This window comes from Pseudomonas sp. EB271-G4-1, from assembly GCF_058791355.1.
Genome location: NZ_JBYTEO010000005.1, coordinates 12,795 through 36,657, shown reverse-complemented (window position 1 = coordinate 36,657; position 23,863 = coordinate 12,795). Strand labels below are relative to the sequence as shown.

24 protein-coding genes and 1 pseudogene are annotated in these 23,863 nt (G+C 58.6%); 10 read left to right on the top strand and 15 right to left on the bottom strand.

Features of this window, described 5'->3' with window-relative positions; translation table 11 throughout:
• Positions 1–9: 9 nt before the first annotated feature.
• Genes AC3WWR_RS04015 through AC3WWR_RS04005 form a run of 3 tightly spaced genes read left to right on the top strand, consistent with a single transcriptional unit; the run spans position 10 to position 4,605 of the window.
• Complete coding sequence (locus tag AC3WWR_RS04015; protein ID WP_492598477.1) at positions 10–2,529, top strand: TcfC E-set like domain-containing protein; 2,520 nt, start codon at positions 10–12, stop codon at positions 2,527–2,529.
• A gap of 50 nt (positions 2,530–2,579) precedes the next feature.
• Positions 2,580–3,806, top strand: coding sequence for a hypothetical protein (locus tag AC3WWR_RS04010; protein WP_454866208.1), 1,227 nt, complete (start codon positions 2,580–2,582; stop codon positions 3,804–3,806).
• A 58-nt stretch (positions 3,807–3,864) separates the two neighbouring features.
• A complete protein-coding gene (locus tag AC3WWR_RS04005; RefSeq protein WP_020795945.1) occupies positions 3,865–4,605 on the top strand; it encodes a hypothetical protein in 741 nt (246 codons plus the stop codon).
• 90 nt (positions 4,606–4,695) lie between these two features.
• Here AC3WWR_RS04005 and AC3WWR_RS04000 read toward each other — a convergent pair whose 3' ends face one another.
• The 5 genes from AC3WWR_RS04000 to AC3WWR_RS03980 form a co-directional block, all read right to left on the bottom strand.
• The gene (locus AC3WWR_RS04000; protein ID WP_052024672.1) at positions 4,696–5,529 is read right to left on the bottom strand and encodes a fibronectin type III domain-containing protein; all 834 of its coding nucleotides are present in this window, start codon (positions 5,527–5,529) and stop codon (positions 4,696–4,698) included.
• A 356-nt stretch (positions 5,530–5,885) separates the two neighbouring features.
• Positions 5,886–6,653 carry a thiol:disulfide interchange protein DsbG gene (dsbG, locus tag AC3WWR_RS03995; RefSeq protein WP_020795947.1) on the bottom strand — a complete coding sequence of 256 codons (768 nt, stop codon included), beginning with the start codon at positions 6,651–6,653 and terminating at the stop codon, positions 5,886–5,888.
• A complete protein-coding gene (locus tag AC3WWR_RS03990; RefSeq protein WP_020795948.1) occupies positions 6,629–7,483 on the bottom strand; it encodes a TlpA disulfide reductase family protein in 855 nt (284 codons plus the stop codon). The genes dsbG and AC3WWR_RS03990 overlap by 25 nt, the downstream gene beginning before the upstream one ends.
• On the bottom strand, positions 7,483–9,219 hold the full coding sequence (gene dsbD, locus AC3WWR_RS03985) for a protein-disulfide reductase DsbD (protein ID WP_492598476.1): 1,737 nt from the start codon (positions 9,217–9,219) through the stop codon (positions 7,483–7,485). Before dsbD ends, AC3WWR_RS03990 begins: the two co-directional genes overlap by 1 nt.
• 445 nt (positions 9,220–9,664) lie before the next feature.
• A complete protein-coding gene (locus AC3WWR_RS03980) occupies positions 9,665–10,000 on the bottom strand; it encodes a hypothetical protein (protein ID WP_492598475.1) in 336 nt (111 codons plus the stop codon).
• A gap of 295 nt (positions 10,001–10,295) precedes the next feature.
• On the opposite strand from AC3WWR_RS03980, the gene AC3WWR_RS03975 reads away from it, so the two are divergent.
• The 5 genes from AC3WWR_RS03975 to AC3WWR_RS03955 all read left to right on the top strand — a co-directional run bounded on the left by AC3WWR_RS03975 (position 10,296) and on the right by AC3WWR_RS03955 (position 14,759).
• Positions 10,296–10,979 (top strand): response regulator, encoded by a 684-nt coding sequence (locus AC3WWR_RS03975; RefSeq protein ID WP_020795951.1) that lies wholly within the window; start codon positions 10,296–10,298, stop codon positions 10,977–10,979.
• The gene (locus AC3WWR_RS03970) at positions 10,976–12,301 is read left to right on the top strand and encodes an ATP-binding protein (protein ID WP_110749455.1); all 1,326 of its coding nucleotides are present in this window, start codon (positions 10,976–10,978) and stop codon (positions 12,299–12,301) included. The genes AC3WWR_RS03975 and AC3WWR_RS03970 overlap by 4 nt, the downstream gene beginning before the upstream one ends.
• A gap of 196 nt (positions 12,302–12,497) precedes the next feature.
• Positions 12,498–12,980: a GNAT family N-acetyltransferase gene (locus AC3WWR_RS03965; protein ID WP_492598474.1), complete on the top strand. Its 483-nt coding sequence runs from the start codon at positions 12,498–12,500 to the stop codon at positions 12,978–12,980.
• Between the two features lie 57 nt (positions 12,981–13,037).
• Positions 13,038–14,450: an aspartate aminotransferase family protein gene (locus AC3WWR_RS03960; protein WP_033041980.1), complete on the top strand. Its 1,413-nt coding sequence runs from the start codon at positions 13,038–13,040 to the stop codon at positions 14,448–14,450.
• An 81-nt stretch (positions 14,451–14,531) separates the two neighbouring features.
• Positions 14,532–14,759 carry an MbtH family protein gene (locus AC3WWR_RS03955; RefSeq protein ID WP_033041979.1) on the top strand — a complete coding sequence of 76 codons (228 nt, stop codon included), beginning with the start codon at positions 14,532–14,534 and terminating at the stop codon, positions 14,757–14,759.
• 324 nt (positions 14,760–15,083) lie between these two features.
• On the opposite strand, the gene AC3WWR_RS03950 is transcribed toward AC3WWR_RS03955, so the two are convergent.
• The 9 genes from AC3WWR_RS03950 to AC3WWR_RS03910 all read right to left on the bottom strand — a co-directional run bounded on the left by AC3WWR_RS03950 (position 15,084) and on the right by AC3WWR_RS03910 (position 22,071).
• The gene (locus AC3WWR_RS03950) at positions 15,084–15,986 is read right to left on the bottom strand and encodes a metal ABC transporter substrate-binding protein (protein WP_083349560.1); all 903 of its coding nucleotides are present in this window, start codon (positions 15,984–15,986) and stop codon (positions 15,084–15,086) included.
• On the bottom strand, positions 15,987–16,886 hold the full coding sequence (locus AC3WWR_RS03945) for a metal ABC transporter permease (RefSeq protein ID WP_033041974.1): 900 nt from the start codon (positions 16,884–16,886) through the stop codon (positions 15,987–15,989). It abuts the gene before it with no gap.
• A complete protein-coding gene (locus AC3WWR_RS03940) occupies positions 16,886–17,731 on the bottom strand; it encodes a metal ABC transporter ATP-binding protein (protein WP_033041973.1) in 846 nt (281 codons plus the stop codon). Before AC3WWR_RS03940 ends, AC3WWR_RS03945 begins: the two co-directional genes overlap by 1 nt.
• Entirely contained in the window at positions 17,728–18,654 is a 927-nt protein-coding gene (locus AC3WWR_RS03935; RefSeq protein WP_492598473.1) for a metal ABC transporter substrate-binding protein, read from the bottom strand. The genes AC3WWR_RS03940 and AC3WWR_RS03935 overlap by 4 nt, the downstream gene beginning before the upstream one ends.
• Before the next feature lie 35 nt (positions 18,655–18,689).
• Positions 18,690–19,262, bottom strand: coding sequence for a DUF6162 family protein (locus AC3WWR_RS03930; protein WP_151142956.1), 573 nt, complete (start codon positions 19,260–19,262; stop codon positions 18,690–18,692).
• Positions 19,259–19,588 carry a hypothetical protein gene (locus AC3WWR_RS03925; RefSeq protein WP_033041967.1) on the bottom strand — a complete coding sequence of 110 codons (330 nt, stop codon included), beginning with the start codon at positions 19,586–19,588 and terminating at the stop codon, positions 19,259–19,261. Before AC3WWR_RS03925 ends, AC3WWR_RS03930 begins: the two co-directional genes overlap by 4 nt.
• The gene (locus AC3WWR_RS03920) at positions 19,585–20,127 is read right to left on the bottom strand and encodes a PA2404 family protein (protein ID WP_020795962.1); all 543 of its coding nucleotides are present in this window, start codon (positions 20,125–20,127) and stop codon (positions 19,585–19,587) included. The genes AC3WWR_RS03925 and AC3WWR_RS03920 overlap by 4 nt, the downstream gene beginning before the upstream one ends.
• The gene (locus AC3WWR_RS03915; protein ID WP_033041963.1) at positions 20,124–21,323 is read right to left on the bottom strand and encodes a PepSY-associated TM helix domain-containing protein; all 1,200 of its coding nucleotides are present in this window, start codon (positions 21,321–21,323) and stop codon (positions 20,124–20,126) included. Before AC3WWR_RS03915 ends, AC3WWR_RS03920 begins: the two co-directional genes overlap by 4 nt.
• A 289-nt stretch (positions 21,324–21,612) precedes the next feature.
• Entirely contained in the window at positions 21,613–22,071 is a 459-nt protein-coding gene (locus AC3WWR_RS03910) for a VOC family protein (RefSeq protein ID WP_020795964.1), read from the bottom strand.
• Between the two features lie 308 nt (positions 22,072–22,379).
• Here AC3WWR_RS03910 and AC3WWR_RS03905 point away from each other — a divergent pair.
• Both AC3WWR_RS03905 and AC3WWR_RS03900 read left to right on the top strand, forming a co-directional pair.
• Positions 22,380–22,517: pseudogene (locus AC3WWR_RS03905) on the top strand (SfnB family sulfur acquisition oxidoreductase); the annotation flags it as partial.
• Positions 22,492–23,232, top strand: a complete 741-nt coding sequence (locus AC3WWR_RS03900; protein WP_492598472.1) for a MetQ/NlpA family ABC transporter substrate-binding protein — start codon at positions 22,492–22,494, stop codon at positions 23,230–23,232. The pseudogene AC3WWR_RS03905 and the gene AC3WWR_RS03900, both read left to right, overlap by 26 nt.
• A 109-nt stretch (positions 23,233–23,341) precedes the next feature.
• Here the strand turns inward: AC3WWR_RS03900 and soxR are convergent, their stop codons facing one another.
• Positions 23,342–23,815, bottom strand: coding sequence for a redox-sensitive transcriptional activator SoxR (gene soxR / locus AC3WWR_RS03895; protein WP_020795966.1), 474 nt, complete (start codon positions 23,813–23,815; stop codon positions 23,342–23,344).
• Positions 23,816–23,863 lie beyond the last annotated feature (48 nt).

Sequence of the window (23,863 nt, the reverse complement as noted above, 5' to 3'; positions counted from 1 at the left end):
TAAACTTCCATGTTTCCGAAGACTCCTATCGCGGGAGCGCTTGCGCTAATTATTTGCGCGGGTGCGCTTGCCAGTGAAACCAAGCCAGCGGCCCAGTCCGTTAGTTTGCTTCAACAGGCTGAAGGCTTGCCTGCAGATTTTCATGAATTCTTTTTTGATGTTCCATTGGCAGTTCGGGTGGAAGTTGATCAACAGTTTCTAGGCGAAGCAATGATCCTGTTAAGCCGTGACGAGCGGGTGACACTGATCAACTTTACCGACACACGAGACAGTGACCTGAATTCCAGCGAGCGCGATGAGTGGGCCGCTCTCTTGATCCAGGGCGTGGCGTTGGGCGCGTGCAAAAGCGGCTGCCCTCGGGAATTGCTGACGGTTCACTACAGCCTTGAAGACTCCACGGTGTCGCTGGTAACGGCCAACGCCGAACGCGATCCGCAAGCTCGCCAGTTTCACGATCAGCCGGAAGGCGGCAGCGTCGGCCTGATTGTGCGCAATCAACTGAACATCAGTGGTGGACAAGAGCAGAACCCGGCCGGTCGTTATGGCCTGGAAGCGAGCGCGAGTCTGGGTAACTGGACGAACACCTTCAACGCGCAACTCTCGCGTATGTCGGGTGCCGACACGGGCATCAAGCATGCGGTCCACGAACTGCATACCCAGCGGGAACTGGAAGGCACCTTCTTTCGTGCCGGTTACTTTACACCCAGCGCGCAAGGCCTGACTCGGCCAGTGCGCACCATCGGCTCTGGCCCCGATACGGTGTTGGGCATGATGTATGGCAGTTCTGACAGCCTGGCAATTGATAACCCTAAACCCAGCCTCTATCCGATTTCCGTGACCGCCAATCGCCAAGCGATGGTCGAAATTTATCGCAACGGCGTGCTGATCAATAGCCAGCAGGTAGCCAGCGGACTTCAGACGCTGGACACGCGTCCGTTGCCGGGCGGGATCTACGAGGTGGAAGTGCGCCTGATCGAAGACGGCCAGTTGATCTCCAGCAACCGGGAACTTATCTACAAGCCCAGGAACTGGAACAACCCGGAAAATCGCTGGCGTTACAACCTTTTCGCCGGTCGCGAAAGCAAGTTGCTCAGCAATTGGCAGGAACGCGATGATGGTGATTTGACCGCGGGCGCAGCCTTCAACTTTCTATTGCATCCGCGAGTTGTCCTGGGCTTGTCCGCGCGACAGGTCAAGGAGCAAATGCAGTTAGGCACTTCCGCCGAGTGGACGGCGGGCGACAGGACCTCTTTCTATAGCAGCGTTTCCCAGACCAAGGGCCAAGGCACGGGGATGGAGCTGCAAGCTGTGCATCAATACAACGGTGGTAGCCTGGTGTTGCGCCATCAGCGCAGTTGGCTGGACACGCGCAATACTTACGAACAGCTGCCGGACGGGACCCATATTCGCCAGCGCAATACCTATAACGGGCAAACCAGCAACACGTCGCTGGCGGTAAACCAGCGCCTGAACAGCAAGAGTTCGGTCAGCGCGCAAGTCTCCCATAGCGAAGGGTACTCCGAGGGCTTGGGCATCGACCTGAGTTGGACCCGTAATGCACAGCTGTTTGGCCATAACGCCGACTGGCGCGTGGCGGTATTTGACCGGCCGGGAACAGTTGGCACGGCTGATCAGCGCAACAGGGGGGTCGATATCAGCCTGCGCCTGGCGCTGGGCTCAGACGGTCACCAGGTGTCCGGTAGCGTCGGTCAGCGCACATCGCGTGACGGTGGGCGCGATTCCAACGCATCGGTTTCCTATCGTCGGGACCTCAAGGATCACGTACTGCAAAGTGTTTCTGCAACCGCCAGTAGTGATGTCTACGGGACGGGGCTGGCGGGCACGGCCGATTTCATCACCGATCAGGTCAACGGCTCCATGCATGTACAACGTTCTTCCTACAACGGTCATGTCAGCGGTGGTTTGAATTTGGACAGCACCCTGGCAGTCAGTGGCCAAAAGGCTGTTCTCAGCGGTCAGGCCTCGACGAGGCAGGCGGGAATGATCATTGATGTCGAAAGCGAGGTGGATGATATCCAGATGCGCGCCGACGATTTGTCCGGCACCAGCACCACGTTACGTCCAGGACGTAATTTCATTCCGGTGTCGGCCTACAAGAACGGCACGGTGAATTTTGATTTCAACGGCACAGACGTGCCCGCCGCATCCATTCACCCTGCGCGTACCACTTATCACTTGAATAAGGGCGGCGTGGATTATCGCCAGGTGCGTATCCTCAAGACCGTGACGGTGATGGGCCGTCTGGTGGATGCCAGTGGAAAACCGTTGAAAGGCCATCATGTTATCAACCATGCCAGTCGTGGCGTCAGCGAAGTCGATGGGTTCTTCTCCATGGAACTTAGTGAAAAATCGCCTACACTTGAAGTGCGGCACGACAGTCAGTTGTTATGTCAGTTCAGGCTCGATCCAACCTCCCAGCGAGAGAATGATGTGCTGATGGTAGGCGATCTGCGGTGTCATCCAGACACTTTGGCCGAAGCTGCTTATAAGTCTGAGAAAGCCAGTTGATAGGCACTTATACAATAGCAGCCAGAACATGGCGTACACAGGAAAGTCAAATGAACAAGCTAATGAGCCGCCTGGTGTTGTTATCGACACTCTGTGGATTTTATACGGCTTCTGCCAATGCATTGGTGGTGGACGCAGAAATAAAACCCGATCCGAGTAATCCTGGAAGCGCAGTGATTATAAATAACACGCCGATTACCGGCTATTGCTCGATTCCAAGCTTTAGTTCGCGATGTAGCCTCGCGAGAGTTCGAAGTAACGAATTTCCCATTACCCTGACGTGGCCGGGGATTTTCAATACCAGTGACGTAATCCCCTTTGGTATTGACGCAAGATGGCGCACGTTTACGGTTACCCATAACAGCATTCCTGGCGAAACGGCAGAGATCCAAATTCGAATTGGCGGGGTGGGTACCCGTTATACCATGGGGGAAACCGCACAAACTCTTGTTGGACAACCAGGACTTTCTGATTTTGAGGCTCATGCCTATCTTTGGACGCCGTCGTGGTCGGAGAAGACCGGCAATTGCACTAAAGTCGCTGGCAGTGAGCAAAACGCTGCTCATGACGGACGCAGTTTTTCAGCATTCTGGGCAACGAATGAAATCGTCGATACATGCCCAAGGGATGCCGATCGCAATATTCCCGGCCTGGTTTTGCAGAAGCTCGACGTTCATTATGAGTTACGCGCTGTACGACCAGAGAGGCTGATAAGTGGCGGTTATCAGGGTTCAGTGCACTACACGGTAGGCGGCCCAGGGAGCGACTTCAACATGGGAAGTTTGAATCCGAGCCAATCCATGATGACGTTCGACTTGAACCTTGCGGTGAAGCAAGACGTCAAGGTCGAAATGTCCACCGACAGGGTTAGTTTGGCCCCCAAGGGCGGCTGGATGGATTGGATCAATCATGGTCGACAAAACGAGAAGTTATTGGCTGATCTGCGGTTTTTCATATTGTCTAGCACGCCCTTCAAGATGGAGCTCGGTTGTGAGCGTTTGGCGGGTAATAGATGTGAGATCAGTAACGGAACTCATCAGGTGCCGGTCGATATAAGTGTGAGCCTGCCAAGTCCTTGGGTGGACGATGTGGGGAACACAGTAGAACGGCGTTCACTGAATGCGGATACCGGTATTCCACACATAAAGTCTTTGGGGGTGCCCAATAGAAACCCCAGCTTATTGCACTTTGAAGTACCCGCCAGCGAAGTCGAACATATGGTAAGTGACAGTAGTTATCGCGGAACCGTTACGATTAAATTTGACGCGGACATCTAACGGCAGTAGCACGGCCCGAGGCTTACTCAGGCTAGTTTCTCGCACGAGGCTTTATATCATGAAATTTATTTATACACTGCTCTGCACATCGTTGTTCAGTATGGGGGCTTATGCCGGTCCCAGCCTGCAAATTGGTACGTTCTACGACTTTATGGGAGGTAACCAAAGTAGTTATCTAAAACGCATTCGTAACGGCGGTACTTCGACGGCGTTTGTCAAAGTCGAGATCAAGGAGATTTTTTACCAAAAGAACGGCGCTTCCCGCGAAGAACCATTGAAGATGGTCGAGGGCAGCACCCGTGATGGTCTGGTCGCCAGCCCGGCCCGGCTTATCGTACCGGCCAAGGGAACCCAGGGAACCCGCCTGCTGTACACCGGTGACCGGAGCATAGAGCGTTATTTTCGGGTCCGTTTTATGCCAGTCGTACCTGAAAAGGAAGATAAATTTGCCGTCTCCGACAGTGAACGCGAATCCTATGAAAAGGAGATGTCTGCCGGGTTTAACGTGATGGCCGGTTATGGCATGGTATTTTTTGTTCGCCCGGCCAACACCCGGTTTGATACAAAAGTCGATAACAGCGCTGTTCGCTATCAAGTGCAAAACAATGGAAATAGCGTAGTGGTTATCGACGCCTTCAAGGACTGTGAAGCGAAGAACGACGATAAATGCCGGCCGACGAAAAAGGTTCACCTGATTCCAGGAAATGATTTTACGTTCAACAAGGAAGCAGGTCGCGTCTATCGCTACAATTTGATCGAAGACCAGAACAAGACGCTAGTTGAGGTAAAGGGGAGTTAAGAACTTCATGATCTCGGTAAAGGGCGCTGGGTGGATATTCCACTCAGCGCCTTTTTTATTGCGTGGCACCTGCCATCAACAGATGAGAGGCTATCGTTTTCCTTTGAAAGGAACGCCCAGTGGGGGATAGTGCACCATCACTCGATTCGACTTATGACCCGTTGGGTCCTCTGCTGTCACACCGAACTCATATCGCTTATCTGCTTCCAGGTGATCAACAGCAAACTGGGTTTCGACCGTGGTCCCCAGATCGTTGCCAATACCTTGATCGATTAGATAACGAATTGTACCGGAGCTGTCGTAAGACTCCTCCCAGCTTAATGTCAGGGCAAGGGAGCTTGTTACTAAATTAGTGGGGTCGGTTGGTTTGGTGAGGTCTTCAAAATATACTTCTACGCACACAGGGTCGGAAAAACTAAGCTCGTCATCAAAGGTGCGAATGCAGTAAGTGTGATTACGCCCTTCTGCTGGAGTGGTGTCGATGTAGGGGGGCCTAAGGGGTGTGTCGAGTAGTACGGCATCTCGTTTTATTTCATATTTAGCAGTTCCGCCGTCTACTGTGCCGCCGTGCCAAAAAAATGAAACGCTACTGGGTTTAAGATCATAATAATCCCAGTAGTCCACAGGTGTTGGTTTTTTTCTGTCGAGCGTAGAAAAATTCAGCATAAATGACTTTGTCTGGCCAATAATAGGGTCTAGCCCGACTACCTCCCAGGAGTACATTCTGTTTCTTGTTAGATTATTAATGGTGACATTACCTCCGTTTCCGCGATACCACTCTTTACCTGTACCATTCTCGGTTATGGTGGTTACAGGATAAAACGGATTTGGCGTTATACTCAGGCTGATGGAGTTCCACGTAATGCTGAGGTTTTCAATTATCGGAGCTTCGTTGTTGTTTCTGGTTTCGGTTTTGATGTTCATGATTTTTCCATCCTGAAATTTCAATCATTTATTGTCTGTATGGTTATGAACGTTTCTTGGCGGTTTTAAATCATTTTTTCTAATGCGAAACAACTTATCTCACCTGTGCTTAGGTAAGTAAACTAGCAGATGTATTAGTGTTTGGTGTGTTTTTGTGGTGCGGAATTTGCTTGTTGTTAATTGTTTGTGGATGTCTTACGGACTATCCAGTTCTCTTGGCTCACGTGCATTCATAGCGTAAAAAAATCGCAATTAGAGGCGTTAGTTGTGAGCAAAGGGCAGGGCCCCAGGAGTTGAATCTGCACGCGGATCTGAGCGGTCGCAATGGCCGGTGTGCGCCATTGCGTTCGATTCCATTATTTGGGTCCGAGTATCTTCACCAACTTATCCGGCGACGGCGCGCCTTGTTGCTGTTGCAGTTCACCCTTGCTGTCCATGTAGAAAATCGCTGGGGTGGCAGACAACTCCAGCTCTTCCATCAATTGCATGTTGGCGGCGAGCTTCGCCTGGATCGCTGGCGGAACATCCTTCAAGGCCTTGAGCGTGCTGCCCTTGCCAGCGGCTTCGTGGTCGTACAGGGCTTTTTGCGGGTCTTTGGCAGCGAGTAGGGCGGCGGATTTGCCCGGGCTGTCCTCACGAATGATTCCGACCATGATGTGCCGCAACTGCACCTTGCCAGCCTTGACCCATGGCCGCGCCTGTTCCCAGAACATGCTGCAGTATGGGCAGTTAGGGTCACTGAACATGTAGACGATCCGAGGTGCATCCTTCTTGCCGTCGGCAATCCAGTTGCTTGCCTCCATCTTGCCCCAGACTTCCTTGGACATTGGCGCGTACACCAGTTTCTGCAGCGGTGCGCTGCTCAGGTCGTTGCCTTCGGCGTCGTACAGATTGCCGAGCAAAACGTGCTTGCCATCGGGCGTTAGGTACAGCGCCATGCCGCGGTTCTGGTATTGCGCCGCGTAGCCGCGCAAGCCGTCGGGGGCGTCGAATTGACCAACGATTTTCGCACCCTTGGCTTCGATCTTCTTGATCGCCTCGGGCAACTCTTCGGCCTGCACCGATGGCAGGTGCAGGAGGGCGGCACCCAGGCTCAGGGTCAGCAGGTGGCGGAGGCGGGACATGGCAGTTTCCTTGAAGAAGTGGCAGGAACGGAATCGAAGTTTTCCAGCGCGCGAGCCAGGCTGGCTTGTGACAGTTCACCCAGATGACTGCCCAACAGGCGGCCTTCGGGGCTATAGAACAGCGTAGTTGGCAATGCCATGGAGCCGACGGCCTGGCCCAGGCGACCGCCGCCGTCGAACAGCACATTGGACAGGCTCAGGCCTTGGGTTTCCAGGAACGTGCTGACGCTTTGCATGCTTTCGGCCTGGTTTACGAACAGGAAGGTCAGGTCGGGGCGCTGTTGCTGTGCGTGCTCCAGCACCGGCATTTCCCGGCGGCAGGGCGGGCACCAGGTAGCCCAGAGATTGATCACCAACGGGCCACCCTTGTAGTCCGCCAATTGCACGGTTTCACCGGCGGAATTGCGCAGGGTGATGTCCGGAAGGCGCGTGCCCTGTTCAAAAATGGTCAGCGAAAAGGTCGCCAGCAACCAGAATGCCAGGCCGCTGGCCACGCCGAAGCCCAAGGGACGACGCAGTCCCGGGCGACGCCAGCCACGGTATAGTGTGGCGAGCACCAGTGCGATGACCCCAGGCCAGGCGAGGAAACCGCCGTCGCGCAGGTCGATGACTTGCCAGGGGTCGCTGCGATAGTGCGTCCAGTAAACGGCGACAAAACCGATTCGCGCCGCGAGCATGCCGATCAGGAACAGGCCGAACAGCACTGACTCGGGATTCTCGCCACCACGCTTGGCCACCCGCCAGCCGACGAATGTTGCCAACACCAAGGCACTGATCAGCAGCAGATGGTTAAGCGCGATGGCAAAGGTGCCGAGGGTAAAAGTCAGCATTAACGGGCGTCTCGGGTGGTGGTCCAGCGTTGCAGGAAAGTGTCGGCATCGACCTCACCGGTGATGCGCTGGCTGCGTCGTTCGATACCGTCGGTGCCGATCCACAGCAAGCTTGGTGGCCCCGGCACTTTGTAGCGGCCGAGCAGTTCGCGGCTGGCGGCATTGTCGGCGGTGACATCCAGTCGGAGCAAGCGCACGTCGCTAAGGGCCTCCAGCACTTTCGCCTTGCCGAACACCTGTTTTTCCATGACCTTGCACGACACGCACCAGTCGGCATAGTAGTCCAGAAGCACCCACTGGCCCTGCGCTTGCGCGGCATCGAGTTCCCGTTGCAGGACCGCAGGGTCCTTGATCGTGGTAAAGGCGTCGTGGCCGCTTGGCACAGCAGCGACGGCCGAGCTGGAAGCGCGGAAGACTTGCAACGGCTTGAACAGATCATCACTGCCCGCCGCCGCGCCGATCAGCAACAGGCTGCCCCATAAACCCAGCAGGAGCGAGCTGGCACCGAACAGATGAGCGATGCGTCCAAAACCATCCGACTGCTTCCACGCGCTATAGGCCGCGACCAGCAGCAATGCACCACACAAGCCGACCCACAGCGATTCATCCAGCACCGGGCGCAGCATCAGCAACGCCGTGGCAAGAAACAGGAAGCCGAAGATGCCTTTGAGCAGGTTCATCCAGGCGCCAGGCTTGGGCAGGAAGCGATTGCCAACCGTCACCAGCAGCAACAACGGCACACCGATGCCGATGCCCATGGCAAACAGGATCAACCCGCCGTGCAGTGCGTTGCCGCTCTGTGCGATGTAGAGCAGCGCGCCGGCCAGCGGCGCGGTCATGCACGGGCCGACCAGCAGGCCGGACAACGCGCCTAGCGCTCCAGCGCCGACCAGGCTGCCACCGCGCTGATTGCGCGAGACGTTTTCCAGGCGATCCCGCACGGCAACCGGCAGTTGCAGCTCGAAGAAGCCGAACATCGGTAACGCCAGCAGCACGAAGATCGCCGCGAAAGTGCCTAGCAGCCAAGGGTTCTGCAACCAGGCTTGCAGGTTTGCCCCTAAAGATGCAGCCAACACACCCATTGCCGCATACACCAGCGCCATGCTCACCACATAGCTGCTGGCGAGGGCCACGCCGCGCCTGGGCGTAGCGCCGCTGCCGACGATCAACCCGGCCAGAATGGGTAGCATCGGCAGCGAACATGGGGTGAACGCCAGCAGCAAGCCCAGACCGAAGAACACCAACAGGCTCCAGCCCAGTGCTCGTTGCTGCAGATTGCTGGCCAAGGCCTGGTCCGGCGCTTCGTCTGCCGTGCCCGTCAGGGATTGCCCGCCCAGATCCACGACTTGGGTTTGTGGCGGATAACACAGGCCGGCATCGGCACAGCCCTGGAAGCCGACCTTTATCTGACCGCTGGCGCCCGCGGGGATTTTCAGTTCGAGGCCTTGACGGTAGACCTGCTGTTCTCCGAAGAACTCATCGCTGTGGGATTCACCTTCCGGTAACAAAGGCTGTTGATCCGCAGGCAGCCCATCAAATTTCAAGCGTTTTTGATAGAGGTAGTAGCCATCGTTGATTTGCCAATAGAGCTGTGTTTCCCCTGATTCAAGGCGCTCGGAAGTGAAGACGAACGCCTTGTCCACCGGCAGGAATTCAGGTTGGGTTTCAAACGGATTAGTCCCTGCCTGGGCCAAACCCGAGATCAAGAGAACAAACAACAAAAATAGTCGACGCATGGGTAAGCCTTGTCCCTGTGCAAGTGAGGTGCACATTGGCGGTTGGCGATTAACCGATGATTAACCGCGCCTTCACGAATACTCAGTCTCGGAACAGGCCGGGCCACGCCTCATCGTTCATCCCGTGCGGACCGGAATGCAGATGGTTTTGCTGGATGTTGTAGATGAGGAACTGACCTCGGTTTAGAAAAATATAGTAAAAACTATCGGCAAAAGTTCTGTCATTCTGCGCGGCCGTTATGATTCGGTGTTTAAAACGCTCTAATCCAGGCATGGAGGTGGCGGTGATTTCTTCGTGTGTCAGTCGTTTTTTTTGATAGTCGAAAGACAGGTAATGTCCGTCATTGAGGAGGAAGCGAAACAGGAATTTTTTACCTGTAAGTTGCCACCAGGTGCCCGCTACGATGCGCTCGAAATAGGGAAATATCGGCGCCCATATTGAGTTTTAAACACGGTAGTTGTTTAGTGTCTTATCTTGATCCTGGTCGTATTTACAGACCATTGGGGTCTTGCCGTCGTAATAAAAAAACCAGGAAAAGTCGTCGGAACCACCGGCGATTCTGGTATCCAGGCCCGTGGTGGTGAAGCCAAACCGCAGGTGCTCGGCATTTTCGTGGAAACCGGGCCACGCGTATTGTGTGGTTTCTCTAGGAAAGCTGTCAGGGACTTGACGATCGCCAAGGTCAAATCGGGTGTATTTGTTGGTATCTTTGAAGAAAAAGTAAATGCGGTCCTTGCCGGAGCGCCAATCTGTAGCGACGAAGTTGTTGAAGTTTGGCATGGGCTGATTCCTTTCAGCGGGTGAAGCTCTTTCGTTTGTCGATTAGGGTCTTCAGGGATTGGTGGTTTTGATTTGATGGTTGGATTGTAGTGTTCGTATGGTAAATAGTTTATCGCTCTGGTTTATTTTGCAGGAAATGGTTTTTAGTGATGTTTGTATCGTCATGCAACTAAACTATTTGTAATATAACGAATGGGGGTGACAGACAGCCGGGCTGTTCGTCAGTCGTCGCAGTTGACATAATTACGCCTTAATCCTGAGCTGTTTCACTCAGGTTTTTATTTCTGGAGCGCCCATGCACGTACTGGTTTGCGAAGACGATGAGCTGATCGCCAGCGGCATTGTTGCCGGTCTCACCGCCCAGGGGTTGACCGTGGAGCACGTCGCCACGGCGTCCGCTGCCCGGGCGATGCTCAAGGTCGCGGAATTCGACGTGATGGTGCTCGACCTCGGGTTACCCGATGAAGACGGCCTGAAGCTATTGCAGCAGTTGCGCCACAGCGGCTTGGAGATCCCGGTGCTGATCCTCACCGCCCGCGACTCGGTAACGGATCGTGTCGACGGCTTGCAGGCGGGTGCGGATGATTACCTGCTCAAGCCTTTCGATCTGCGTGAACTGGCCGCCCGCTTGCACACACTGTTGCGGCGGGTGGCGGGGCGCAGCGTCAATTTGATCGAGCATGGCCCGCTGACATACGATCCGAGCAGTCGTGAAACTACCCTGGCCGGCCAGCCGGTGGACCTGTCGCGCCGTGAGCAGTCACTGTTGCAGGCGCTGCTGCATAACCGTGGCCGGGTGCTGTCGACCGAGCAGCTCAAGGACAGCGTCTATGGTTTTAACGACGAACTGGAAAGCAACGCCCTCAACGTTCATATCCATCACCTGCGGCGCAAGCTCGGCAACGGCATCGTCGAGACCGTGCGCGGCCTGGGTTATCGCCTGGGCCCGGCTGATGGGGCAGGGGAACTGAAAAAGTGATGAGCCTGCGTTTGCGCCTGAGCCTGACGCTCGGCGGCGCTTTTGCCCTGATCTGGGCCCTGGCAGCGGCCTGGATGCTCAGCGATTTGCGCAACCAGATGATGTTTTCCCTCGACCAGCGCCTGGTGGCCTCGGCACGTATGGTCGCCGGGCTCATGGAGCAATTGCCGGCGTTGCCGAGCAAGGGCGAGGGTACCCATTTCAGTGCCGAGCAACTGAATATTCCCGGCGGCATGGCGTGTCAGGTCAGTTCGCTACGGGGTGAAATCCTCGCCCGCAGCCACAGTGATCCGGGGCAAACCCTGGAAGCCGAGAAAATGGGGTTCCACGACCAGATCATCGACGGTGCGCCGTGGCGCAGCTTCACCCTGGCCCGTGGCGACCTGCGGATCACCACGGCCGACCGGCAAATCGAACGCGAGGCGCTGAACATGTCGATCCTGCTGGCCGCTTCTGTGCCGGTGGGCGTGGCACTGCTCGGTTGCCTGTGCCTGCTCTGGCTCGGCATCGGTCAGGGACTGGCGCCGCTCAATCGCATGCGCGACGCCTTGATGCGCCGCAGCCCTGACTCGCTTGAGCCTTTGCAGGTCCAGCCGTTGCCCAGTGAACTGCAGCCCTTGCTCGACACGCAGAACCAGTTGTTCCAGCGCATCGGCAAGACCATCGAGCGCGAGCGTCGGCTGACCGGTGACGCAGCCCATGAATTGCGCAGCCCGCTGACCGCCATCAAGACTCACCTGCAAGTGGCGCGCATGACCGAAGGCGCGGCACGGGATCAATCCCTGGCCCGGGCCGAAGAGGGCGCCGACCGTCTGCATCGCACCCTCGAACAACTGCTGTTGCTGGCGCGAGTCGAGGGCAGCCTGTCGTTTGACGATGGTGTGCAGTGCAGTGCCGAGCAGGTGGCGAAACTCGCCATACAGGATGCGGCCGGTGGTGATCGTCAGCGCATCAGGCTCCAGCTGCCGACCAGGGTCTCCCATGCTCCGGTGAAAATGCCCGCGGTGCTGTCGATTGCCGCACTGCGCAATCTCCTGGACAACGCCTTGCGCCATACACCCGGCGAGGGGCCGGTGGAGCTGAGCCTGCAAACCAGCGGTAACCGCGTGCAGTTCGTGGTGCGCGACCATGGCCCGGGCATTGCCGATGACGACCTGCAACACCTGACCCAACGCTTCTGGCGCAACGGCCAGAGCAACGGGTGCGGCCTCGGCCTGGCGATTGTCCAGGCGATCGTCCAGCGCTGTGGTTGCACCCTGCATTTCGACAGCCGGCCGGATGGCTTGCGGGTGGAACTGACGATGCCGTTGCAGCCCGTCTAGCACACCACAAACCCCTGTAGGCGCTGCCGAAGGCTGCGATCTTTTGATCTTTATAGAAACAAGAGCAAAAGATCGCAGCCTTCGGCAGCTCCTACAGGGACCGGTGTTACACATCAGATGTAACGTCTCTAGATTGGCCGCCCGGACCTCGCAAGACTATCGTTGCTCAAACTCAATGGATTGAGGTGATCGCACCATGGAAGCATCCGTACACACCTGCAAAGCAACCCCTGCCGACGCCGGCATCGTCAGTCGCATCATCGAGCGCTCCATCCGGGTCGGTTGCGTCCCCGACCACCGCAACAACCTGCGAACCGTTGCCAACTGGACCCACAACAAGACCATCGAACACATTCTTCCCTGGTTCACCGACCGGCGGTTGTACCTGAACATCGCGCTCTTGCAGGACAAACCCGTGGGTGTCGCCATGGCCTCCAGCAACGGCAAGGTAGCGTTCTGTTACGTACTGCCGGAATGGTTTCGTCGCGGGATCGGGAAAGCGCTGGTGCGCGATCTCGAAGGTTGGTTGATCGGTCAGGGGCTGCGGCATTCACGACTCAACAGCACCCGCACCGGCGAGGCCTTTTACCGGCGCCTGGGTTATCGGGCCTACGCCCAGGCGTTCGCGGTAGCGGGCCTCTATGCCATTCCCATGCACAAACCGTTGGCTGTGGTCTAAATCCTCGGGCTCCCGGTGCGTTTCCAGAACAGGAAAACCTTATTGAGGGGTCGAGAGATGTCCGTCGCTACCAGGCTTGTGCAAGACCAGTCGGCCCGGTTCACTCCGGTGCCGGCCGACACGCTTTATCAGTTCAACGAATCGCCGTTGCTGGCGCGTCAAAGCCAGCAGGAGTCCAACGCCCGCAGCTATCCGCGCCGTATTCCCCTGGCACTCAAGCGCGCCAAGGGCCTGTATGTCGAAGATGTTGAGGGTCGCACGTTCATCGATTGCCTGGCCGGCGCCGGGACGCTGGCCCTGGGGCACAACCACCCGGTGGTGATCGAAGCGATCCAGCGCGTGCTGGCCGACGAACTGCCGCTGCACACCCTGGACCTGACCACGCCGGTTAAGGATCAATTCGTCCAGGACCTGTTCGGCTTGTTACCAAAAGCCTTGGCTGCACAAGCGAAGATCCAGTTTTGCGGTCCCACCGGCACCGATGCGGTGGAAGCCGCGCTGAAACTGGTGCGTACGGCCACCGGCCGCAGCACCGTGCTGTCATTCCAGGGCGGTTACCACGGCATGAGCCAGGGCGCGTTGAGCCTGATGGGCAGCCTTGGGCCGAAGAAGCCCCTGGGTGCGTTGCTTAGTAGCGGCGTGCAGTTCATGCCGTACCCTTACGATTACCGTTGCCCGTTTGGCCTGGGTGGCGCTCAGGGGGTGAAGGCCAACCTCCACTATCTGGAAAACCTGTTGAACGATCCTGAGGGCGGCGTGCAGTTGCCAGCAGCCGTGATCGTCGAGGTGGTGCAGGGGGAGGGTGGGGTCATCCCGGCCGATCTCGACTGGTTGCGCGGCTTGCGCCGGATTACCGAAAAAGCCGGCGTGGCGTTGATCGTCGACGAGATTCAGAGCGGCTTTGCCCGTACCGGCAAGATGTTCGCTTTCGAGCACGCCGGGATCATTCCGGACGTGGTAGTCATGTCCAAGGCAATCGGCGGCAGCTTGCCATTAGCCGTGGTGGTCTATCGCGACTGGCTCGACACCTGGCTGCCGGGCGCGCATGCCGGGACTTTCCGCGGCAATCAGATGGCGATGGCCGCCGGTTCCGCCGTGATGCGTTACCTGGTCGAACACAAGGTTTGCGAACATGCCGCCGCCATGGGCAAACGCCTGAACGAGCACCTGCGCATCCTTCAGCGTGACTTCCCGCAGCTGGGTGATATTCGAGGTCGAGGCCTGATGCTCGGTGTGGAGCTGGTCGATCCGACCGGAGTGACGGATGCCCTGGGTCATCCTCCGGCGTTTGCGCGACTGGCGCCGTTGGTGCAGCGTGAATGCCTCAAGCGCGGCTTGATCCTTGAACTGGGCGGCCGCCTGGGTGCCGTGGTTCGCTTTCTGCCACCGCTGGTGATCACCGCCTCGGAAATTGATCGAGTGGCCGAGATTTTCGGCAGGGCATTGGCCGCTGCCACCGCCAGTCTCTAAATTTCCAGAGCCCTGGAACGTTCCTTCCATATAGCGGCTGCACACAGCGTACAGCCGACCCTGCAGCGATGGAGAGACAGCATGACGTCAGTATTCGACCGCGAGGACATCCTCTTTCAGGTCGTGGTCAACCATGAAGAGCAATACTCGATCTGGCCCGACTACAAAGCCGTGCCCGAGGGCTGGCGTACCGTGGGCAAAAGCGGGCTGAAAAAAGAATGCCTGGCCTATATTGAAGAGACTTGGACCGATATGCGTCCGCTGAGTCTGCGCCAGAAGATGGATGAGCAGGTGGCTGTGGCGCACTGAGTCAACGCCTGCAAACAAAAAGCCCGCTGAGCCGGTCTGGTCAGCGGGCTTTTTCATTCTGTAGGAGCGAGCGATGAGGCCCCGAGAACCAGACACTGCGGTGTAGCTGTCACACCGCGTTATCGTTCTCCGCCTGTAGGCGCGAGGCTTGCCCGCGAACCAGGCGCTGCGGCGTAGCTGTCACACTGAGTTATCGTTCTCCGCCCGTAGGAGCGAGGCTTGCCCGCGAACCAGACACTGCGGATTATCTGTCATACCGCGTTATCGTTCTTCACCGGCAAGCCTGGCTCCTCCGGGAAGAACGATAAAGCGGTGTATCTGGTGCTATGCACCGCTCAACCCCTTGATCAGCAGATCCACATTTCCTTCCAGTTCCGCCACCGGATCAGCGGCGTCGACACTCAACACTACCAACCGACTCCCGGCCTCCGTAATCGCCGCTTTCACCGCGTCTGAGGGCTGCCGATGATGCAACACCACCGCCACATCATTGTCCTTGAGCGTCGCCTCCAATACCTTCAGCGCCTCTGGCGTCCATTCGGCATCCGGCCGTGCATCGAGCCCAACCAACTCCAGATTGAGTCCGCCGATCAGGTAGCCAAGGTGATCGCTGAGGCTCATCACGCTGAGGTTGTCCGTGGCAGCAAGGCGCGCTTCGCTGTCGGCGCTGAGTTTGAGCAACCGCTGTTTCAGCGTCGCCAGGTTCGCCTCGATCGCAGGTTTGGCCTTGGGGGCCAGGCGCACCAGGTCCGCCGCCATCACGTCGGCCATGCGTCCCATGTTGTTGCTGGCCAGCCACGGCTGACTGTTCAAGCCATCGACCTTGCTGCCCGGCTGCACGGCAATGCCGGGCAGGGCGCCATCCACTGGACGCGCGGCGTCGACTTCGATGATGCGGATGTTGCTGCGCCGGGAAATCGGGTACAGCGGATCGTCCGGCCACAGCGAGCGCAAGCCGATCACCGCATCGGCGCCGGTCGCCAGCTTGGCCAGCGCCGGAGCGCCACGTCCGGTGAAGTAGGCGGTCTGGCGGCTGCCAGGCAGGTTTGCTGGCGCCGCGCGCTCAAGGCTGACATCGGTGCCTCTGAGCAGCACTTCGCCCAGGCCGTAGGTGATCGGCAATGAAGCCAGCACCCGCAAAGGTTTGCTGCTGTCAGCGCCGATGGCGGTTGTGGCCAGCCCGCACAGGGCGAGCGCCAGGGTCAGTTGTCGCAGAGAAAATGACATTTATCCAAGGTTCCCTTTGAGGCTGGGGACGACGCCGCGCGCGATGGCGGCCAGGGCAAAGGCGATACCGGCCACCAGGATGATCGCGGCACCGGACGGGATCGGCAGGTCAAAGACAATCGGCGCGAGAATCCCGCACAGCGTGCTCACTGTGGCGATCAGCACCGAGCACCAGAAGAAGCCCTTCAGTGACTGGCTGAGCAGGCGCGCCGCCGCGGCCGGTATCACCAGTAACGCACCAACGAGGATGGCGCCGATGACTTTCACGGCGGCGACAGTGATCAGCGTTACCAGAATTACGAACAGATAATCCAGGGACTTCACCGCCACCCCGCGCACTGCCGCCAATTGCGGGTTGAAGCTGGCGAGCATGATACGGTTGTACAGTGGCAAGGCCAGGGCCATGACCAGCGAACCGACGATGGCCAGCACCAGCAGGTCATTGCCGTTGACCGTCAGCACCGATCCGAACAGTACGTTCTCGAGGATGTGCACGTTGATTTTGCCCGCCAGGATCAGCAGCAGACTGGCACCCAACGCCAACGACACGGACAGAAACACACCGATCAACGTATCCGGCGCCAGGCCCGTGCGGTTGCGCAGGTAGTTGAGCAAGATGCCGAACAGCAGGCAGTAGCCGAACAAGCTGCCGTATGGCCCGGTGTAGGGTTCGCCCAGGAGGATGCCGATGGCCACGCCGGTCAGTGCCGCGTGGCCCACCGCTTCGGAAAAAAACGCGAAGCGCTTGACCACCACCAGGGTGCCCAGACCGCCCAGCACCGGGCCGATCAACAGGCCGGCGAGCAAGGCGTTGACGACAAATCCATAGGCCAGCGCCTCAGGCAGATAACCCGACGAGGCCCACCCCTGGACCATCAATCGAAAGGCTTCGTAACTCATCAGGCAGCGCTCCGTGGATGGGTCGAAAACAAGGAGAGCAGGCGATCGGGGGTCAGCGCTTGTCGTGGCGTGGCGTCGAACAGCACGCGGCGATTCAGCCCGGTGACGTGATCGGCCAGGCGTCCGACCGCTTCCAGGTCGTGCTCGATCCACAGCACGGTGATGCCCGCCGCACGCCAATCGTCCAGCAAGCGTTCGAACACGCGGATGCCGGCTTCATCAAGGGCCGACATCGGTTCGTCGAGCACCAGCAGTTGCGGCGCCGGAATCAGTCCTTGCGCCAACAACACCCGCTGACGCTCGCCTCCCGACAGCGCGCCCATGCGCCGCTTGCGCTTGTCCTGCATGCCGACCCGCTCCAGCGCGTCGCCAATCGCCTTCGCGTAGTGCTTGCTCAAGCCAAGGAACGCCGGGCGTCGCTGGCACATCGCGGCCATGAAATCGTCAACGGTCATTGGCAGGCCGCGATCGAATTCCAGCGCCTGGGGCACGTAGCCGATCGTTCCCGGCTCGCCTGGCCATTGCAGGCTCAAGCGGCCCTGGTGCGGCATCTGTCCGAGCAGGGTCTTGATCAACGAACTTTTACCGCCGCCGTTGGGGCCTACCAGCGCATGCACACTACCGGGCCTCACTTGAAACGTGACGTGGTCGAGGATGGTCGTGCGACCGAGGGTCAGGCTGATGTCGGCGAAATCCAGGGTCGGACCCGAAACCTGCAGGCGTGAGTCTGCTCGAGATTGCGCTGTGTCATTCAATGATGATATCGCCTGGCTGGACGCCTTCGCGAGCAGGCTCGCTCCCACAGGGGATTGTGCATCGCCCGGGATGGTTGCTTTTGATGTCATGCCCCGGACTCCTGAATCGCCCGCACCACGGTGTTGAGGTTGCCAGTCATTTCCTTTTCGTACTTGTCGGCGGTGTATTCGCCGTAGGAGATATGCGACAGCGGATACAGCTTCACCCCGGATTCGCGCTGGATGGTGTCGACATAGGTGGAGGGGAAATCCATCTCCGAAAAGATCACTTTCACGTCCAGTTCACGCAGTTGGTCGATGGTCTTTTTCAGCTGGCTGGGGCTGGGTTCGATGCCGTGGGCCGGCTCGACCACCGCAGTCACTTCCAGGCCGAATTCGCGCAGCAGGTAATCGTAGGCGGCGTGAACCGTGGCCACGCGCAACTCGGCGTTCGGCGCCGCGGTCAATTTGGCCAGGGCGTCGGCGCGCATCTTGCGCAGGCGCTTGCCGTAGGCGCGGGCGTTCTCGGTGTAGGTCCTGGCGTTGGCCGGGTCGACTTTTCCCAGTTCACGGGCGATATTGTTGACCTGGGCAATCGAGGCGCTGATCGACAGGAAGGTATGCGGGTTGACCACTTTGCCCGCGCCACGCGCGGCGACGCCGGTGGCAGCCAGCAACGGCACGTTTTCGTTGGCCTCGATCACCGGCACGTTCGGCGTTTCACTGGCAGCGATCATACGGTCGGCGAAGTCGTCATGGCCGACGCCGTTGAGCACGATCACGTCGAGCCCGCTGATACGCTTGATATCCTCGGCCCGTGGTTCGTAGGCATGGGGATTGAAGCCGGCGGGAATCAGCGGCACCACCTCGGCCTTGTCGCCGACAATGTTGGCCACATAGCTGTAATACGGGTGCAGGGTGATGCCGATGCGCAGGCGCTTGGCCTCATCGGCGCTGGCCAGGGGTGTCAACAGGCAGGCCAGCAGGCCGATCAGTGACAGGCGCAGGAAAGAACGTAGCGATGAAATAGGCATGGGAAAGCGGTCTTCTCTCGGATGAAGGCGAAGGTTCAGTGCCGGTGCTGGCGGGTCACGCCGGCATCGAATTGCGCGACGACCTGTTGCCAGCCGGCGCCTTCAAGCGTGGCATCGCTGAGGTCGACAGGGGCCTTGAGGTCGGCGGCGCGGTTGAGCCAGATGTCCGGGGCGTCGTCGTTCGCACTCAGGCGCATCAGGAACGAGCCCGCCATGTCGACGCTCTGGCTCTGCCCGAAGTACGCCCCGGCCTCGAGCAATTGCCAGGCATGGCCACCACGACTGACCGAGCTGGCGTCCCGGGCAAAGGGGGCAAATCCTTCATCGGCGAGGCTTTCAGGTGTCGGCAGGCTGTGTTGTTCCTGGCGCAGCAGGTGAATCTCATCCAGAGTCACGCGTAAATCGGCGTAGATGCCTTGTTCGGAAGCGCTCAGATCGCGGCGGGCATCCAGTTGATGACTGTTGACGCTGCTCACTTGCGGCGACTCGCCGCGCCAGGCGACTACTGAACCTGCCACCGCCAGGATCATCAGGCACAACAGCAATACATAGAGGGTTTCATGGCCGGCGCCGGCCGGGCGGACGATGTGCGTGGTTGGCGTACTCATGGGCTTTCGATGTCCGCCTGGTCGATCTCGACTACGTGGCCGGGGCCTGCGTCGAACAGCACATAGAACTCGGCACCGGGCTTCTTGAAGGTCAAGGTCGAGTCGGCCCCGAGCTTGCCCGGCACCAAAATGGTTTCGTCGTAGCCGATCACGTCCAGGGTCACGCCAGGTGCACCGCTGCCGTCGGAAAAACCGCCGGTGCACTTGATCTGCTCGGCGTCGATGGCCTTGCACTCGCACATCGGGTTGTGCGCCAGGGCGCTGGCGCTGAAGCCGGCACTAAGTACCAGCAACGCGGCGCTCATAGGGCGGATGAGGTTGATCATGGTTTGCCTCCTTGGGTGGACAGCCAGGCGAGGGTGGCGGGGGAGGCCTGGCTCAGAGGAATGGATGCCTGATGCATGGAGCCGTCCCAGCCTTCCATGGTGATCCACAGTTCGGCGTCGGCCTTGGTTTTTGCCGGGACCGGCAGCATGGCGCCCATACGGTAGGGCGTGCCGAAGAAAATCACTCCGGCGGCGCGCAGGCTGCGGGGCTTGCCGATGCGCAGGTAAGTCGCCTTGACCTGCTCGCGACAGCTGTCGCATAGCGCGGCGTTGAAGCTCTTCATGTAGCCGGCCGGGCCATCGGGCCGTGGTGCTTCATTACGAAGTTCGGCCAGGCGCAGGCTCCAGGGGCCGACCTGGACTTCGCCGATTTCCCGCTCGCCCAGGCCCGTATCACCGCGAAACAGCGCGGCATCGGCGAAGTACTTGGGCATGAAACCCAGCGGCACCAGCAGCAGCAGAACGTTGATGTGGAAACGCCATTTGTGCCAGAAGCGGCTCAGCGTCGAACGGGTTGCGTGCGTGGGGACCTGGCTCATTGGCTGATCTCCGTGGTTCCAGCGCTGCTCGCCGTAGCAGCCTCGTCGCGTGGTCGTTTGTTGCTGCGCTTGAGGGCGTTGGCCGTGGCCAGGGCGGTGCGCTTGGTCCAGATCAGCAGGCCGCTGAGCACCATCATGCTCAACAGCAGGCCGAAGAAGCACCAGATCAGCTTGATCCAGATTCCGCCGAAATCACCGGTGTGCAGCGGACGCATGGATTCGGTCACGAACTCCAGGCTCGAGCGGTCCGACAGCAGGCGCGTGGCGGCGACTTCGCCAGTGTAGGGATTGATGTCGGCTGTCTGGAACATCAGCGGATACCAACTGCGCCCGCCCACCGACAGGTAGCTGTAGGCGTTGGCCGGCATACTCACAAAGCTCTCGTCGAGCCCCGGGATGCGCGCCTTGGCCTCGCGGATCGCCGCCTCCAGGCTGATCATCGGCGTGGGCGATCCATCGGTGGTGAGCGGCACGCTTTCACGCGGGACCACGGCCGCCACCGGCGCGGTGGAGATGGAAATCTGGTTATCGAACATGAACGCTTCGATCAGGAACCAGGTGCTGGTGACGGAAATAACCGCGATGAACCAGATCGACCAGATGCCGCTGAGGCGATGGAAATCTCCCCAGAAAATCCGTGCGCCTTGGCGAATGCGCAGGGTTGGCCGGAAAAAGCCTTTCCAGAAGCGCTTGTACACCACCAGGCCTGTCACCAGGGAGGCCAGCATCGGCAGGCTGAGGAACGACACCAAGTACCAGCCCCAACTGTAGCCGTTGGTGAACGGCACCAGCCACCAGCCGTGCAGGGCACGGGTGAAGGCCTGGAAGTTGAATTGCGGGGCGGGGCCCTGGATGGCGCCGGTGTATGGGTTGACGTACACCGTCAACTCACGCCCATCGGGGTAGTTGACGCGAACGTCCAGCGCGAAATGTGCTTCGTCGGGGCGGCTGATGCTGTCGACGATGATGTCGGGTTCGGCTTGCTTGATCGCGGCAACGATCTGGTCGTAATTGAGCCGTGGCGCGTCATCCGCCGGTTGGCTGGCACGCATTTGCGGATTGGCCAGCCAGACGATCTCCTGGCTGACCACCGCCAGCGTGCCGGTCACACAGACGATCAGCACGAAAAACCAGATCGGCAGTGCCAGCCAGCTGTGGACCAGGAACCAGATTTTTGAGCGGGATTTCTTCGACATGATTGAGGCGTCTTATATCGATGAAGGGCCTCTGCTACGGGCTTCGCAGCGATGAGGTCCATGGACGGTCCGGTCGTGGCTTTTGCCCACGCGACAGGACTGCATCTATATAGGACGGATGAGCACCCGAAATCCCGAAGGGTGATATGAAAGAAAATGTTTCGTGTTTCGTGTTTCGTGTTTCGTCGTAGGAGGTAGGCTTGCCCGCGAAGAACGATAATGCGGTCCGTCAGGTGCACCGCGGCGAACAGTTCGCCGGCAAGCCTGGCTCCTACAAGCCAACAGTGCGTCAGCCTTGCTGAAACATCTCTTTCGCCCGCTGCTCGATCTGCTCCTGGGTCAGATCCTCTTTACGTGTGGCCAGGAACCACAGGTGCCCGTAGGGATCCCTCAAGGTCCCGGAACGGTCGCCGTAAAATTGATCCTTGACCTCTGACACCACGATGCCGCCAGCCTCGATCGCCTGTTTGTAGGACTTGTCCACATCGGTCACGTACAGATGCAAGCCTACCGACGGCGAGTTGTCTGGATTGCTCAGCGGCCCTTGATCGCAGGGTGTGCCGAGCATGATCGGGCAGTCGCCGATGCGCAGTTCGGCGTGGCCGATGCCGCCATCGGGCATGGCCAGGCGCATGACCTCGATGGCGCCGAAGGCTTTTTTGTAGAACTCGATGGCTTCGGCGGCTTTTTGAATGCCCAGGTATGGGGTGATGCTGTGATAACCCTCTGGAATCGGTTTAACGCTCATGATGGTTCTCCCTTTTCTTGTGGATTGAAGATCGCTCTCCAGCCGAACAATTGTAGGAGTTGCCGCAGGCTGCGATCTTTTGTTTTGATCTTCAGCATGTTTCAAGTTTCCAAAAAGATTGTCCCGACGCGCTCCGAACCTGAGGGTTCATCGACACTGTTCAGCCACCAACAGTGAAGCAGCAGATTGCCTGACTTCGTCACGAAGAAACCTTCAAAATACCCTGAACCCCCTTTGAACACGGACCCGCGCCATCAGGCACAGAAGCTGCAATGACCTTCGATAAACACTGTTACCGAGAGTCTTGCATGTCCCAATCTGCCGTTTATCCGATCAACCCGCCGGCCGCCCACCGGATCGCCGACGAAGCCGAAGCGCTGCGGGTAGCTGAACAGGTCGCCGCCATCCTGCTGGAGCAAGATGCGGAACGCGAGCGTTCACGCCAACGAAAAACTGACCGTCGGCGCCACCCCGGTGCCGCACGCGGAAATCCTCGAATTCGTCAAACCGACGCTGGCCAAGGAAGGCGTAGACCTGGACATCAAGGTGTTCACCGATTTCATCCAGCCCAACCAGCAGCTGGCGCTGAAGAATCTCGACGCCAACTATTACCAGTATCGGCCGTTCCTCGATGACTACAACAAGACCCGTCACACCGACCTGGTGCCGGTGGTGGGCGTGCACATCGAGCCGTTCGGTGCTTACTCGACCAAAATCAAAAACATCGCCGAGCTCAAGGACGGCGCCACCGTTTCGATCCCCAACGACCCGGTCAATACCGGTCGTGCCTTGGTGCTCTTGCACGAAGCGGGTCTGATCAAACTCAAGGACCCCGGCAACACCCTGGCGACCCAGCGGGACATCGTTGAAAACCCCAAGCACTTGAAAATCCGTGAACTGGAAGGCGCACTGCTGGCGCGTTCGGTGAGTCAGATCGACCTGGCGTTCGTCTTCGCCAACTACGCCCTGGAGGCCGGGATCGATACCAACAGTGCCTTGATCGTGGAGAAGGGCAAGAGCCTTTACATCGAGTTCCTGGTGGCACGGCCGGACAACATCAACGATCCGGGCCTGCGGAAACTGGCCAAGGCGTTGAACTCCGATGAGGTGCGCCAGTTCATCCTGACTCGTTACAAAGGCCAGATCGCGCCGGGGTTCTAATCTTCGTCGCCTGGCAGACCGCTTCGCGAGCAAGCCCGCTCCCACCTTTTGACCGAGTTCTTCAGGTGGAACCTAGTCGAATGTGGGAGCGGGCTTGCTCGCGAAGGGCTCAACTCATTCTTGGATCGATTCCCGATTCCAGCAGTTGCGCCCCTGGTCCCTGCTCCCCCAGCACATCCCCAAAATTACGCAACGGACAGGCCTCCATCGACAAACACCCACAGCCAATGCAGCCATTGAGTTTGTCGCGCAACAACGTCAACTGATTGATCCGCTCATCCAGATCCCGACCCCACTGCGCCGACATATCCTTCCAATCCGCCGCCGTCGGTGCACGGTTATCCGGCAGTGCCTTGAGTGCCTCGCCAATCTCCGCCAACGGAATGCCCAGCCGCTGGGCCACCTTGATCAACGCCACCCGCCGCAGCACTTCCCTTGGATAGCGTCGTTGGTTGCCCTGGTTGCGATTGCTCCTGATCAACCCCTTGGATTCATAAAAGTGCAGCGCCGTGACTGCGACGCCGCTACGGGCGGCCAATTGGCCGACGCTGAGTTCCTTATGCAGGTTTTCCAAGGTGATCATTTGAAAAATGCCTCTTGACCTTTACTTAACTGGAGGTTTTACCCTGCA

Bases quoted from the DNA above. Each gene is read 5' to 3' on its own strand.
- AC3WWR_RS04015 (WP_492598477.1), top strand. From the start codon at position 10: ATGTTTCCGAAGACTCCTATCGCGGGAGCGCTTGCGCTAATTATTTGC.
- AC3WWR_RS04010 (WP_454866208.1), top strand. From the start codon at position 2,580: ATGAACAAGCTAATGAGCCGCCTGGTGTTGTTATCGACACTCTGTGGA.
- AC3WWR_RS04005 (WP_020795945.1), top strand. From the start codon at position 3,865: ATGAAATTTATTTATACACTGCTCTGCACATCGTTGTTCAGTATGGGG.
- AC3WWR_RS04000 (WP_052024672.1), bottom strand. From the start codon at position 5,529: ATGAACATCAAAACCGAAACCAGAAACAACAACGAAGCTCCGATAATT.
- dsbG (WP_020795947.1), bottom strand. From the start codon at position 6,653: ATGTCCCGCCTCCGCCACCTGCTGACCCTGAGCCTGGGTGCCGCCCTC.
- AC3WWR_RS03990 (WP_020795948.1), bottom strand. From the start codon at position 7,483: ATGCTGACTTTTACCCTCGGCACCTTTGCCATCGCGCTTAACCATCTG.
- dsbD (WP_492598476.1), bottom strand. From the start codon at position 9,219: ATGCGTCGACTATTTTTGTTGTTTGTTCTCTTGATCTCGGGTTTGGCC.
- AC3WWR_RS03980 (WP_492598475.1), bottom strand. From the start codon at position 10,000: ATGCCAAACTTCAACAACTTCGTCGCTACAGATTGGCGCTCCGGCAAG.
- AC3WWR_RS03975 (WP_020795951.1), top strand. From the start codon at position 10,296: ATGCACGTACTGGTTTGCGAAGACGATGAGCTGATCGCCAGCGGCATT.
- AC3WWR_RS03965 (WP_492598474.1), top strand. From the start codon at position 12,498: ATGGAAGCATCCGTACACACCTGCAAAGCAACCCCTGCCGACGCCGGC.
- AC3WWR_RS03960 (WP_033041980.1), top strand. From the start codon at position 13,038: ATGTCCGTCGCTACCAGGCTTGTGCAAGACCAGTCGGCCCGGTTCACT.
- AC3WWR_RS03955 (WP_033041979.1), top strand. From the start codon at position 14,532: ATGACGTCAGTATTCGACCGCGAGGACATCCTCTTTCAGGTCGTGGTC.
- AC3WWR_RS03950 (WP_083349560.1), bottom strand. From the start codon at position 15,986: ATGTCATTTTCTCTGCGACAACTGACCCTGGCGCTCGCCCTGTGCGGG.
- AC3WWR_RS03945 (WP_033041974.1), bottom strand. From the start codon at position 16,886: ATGAGTTACGAAGCCTTTCGATTGATGGTCCAGGGGTGGGCCTCGTCG.
- AC3WWR_RS03940 (WP_033041973.1), bottom strand. From the start codon at position 17,731: ATGACATCAAAAGCAACCATCCCGGGCGATGCACAATCCCCTGTGGGA.
- AC3WWR_RS03935 (WP_492598473.1), bottom strand. From the start codon at position 18,654: ATGCCTATTTCATCGCTACGTTCTTTCCTGCGCCTGTCACTGATCGGC.
- AC3WWR_RS03930 (WP_151142956.1), bottom strand. From the start codon at position 19,262: ATGAGTACGCCAACCACGCACATCGTCCGCCCGGCCGGCGCCGGCCAT.
- AC3WWR_RS03925 (WP_033041967.1), bottom strand. From the start codon at position 19,588: ATGATCAACCTCATCCGCCCTATGAGCGCCGCGTTGCTGGTACTTAGT.
- AC3WWR_RS03920 (WP_020795962.1), bottom strand. From the start codon at position 20,127: ATGAGCCAGGTCCCCACGCACGCAACCCGTTCGACGCTGAGCCGCTTC.
- AC3WWR_RS03915 (WP_033041963.1), bottom strand. From the start codon at position 21,323: ATGTCGAAGAAATCCCGCTCAAAAATCTGGTTCCTGGTCCACAGCTGG.
- AC3WWR_RS03910 (WP_020795964.1), bottom strand. From the start codon at position 22,071: ATGAGCGTTAAACCGATTCCAGAGGGTTATCACAGCATCACCCCATAC.
- AC3WWR_RS03900 (WP_492598472.1), top strand. From the start codon at position 22,492: ATGCGGAACGCGAGCGTTCACGCCAACGAAAAACTGACCGTCGGCGCC.
- soxR (WP_020795966.1), bottom strand. From the start codon at position 23,815: ATGATCACCTTGGAAAACCTGCATAAGGAACTCAGCGTCGGCCAATTG.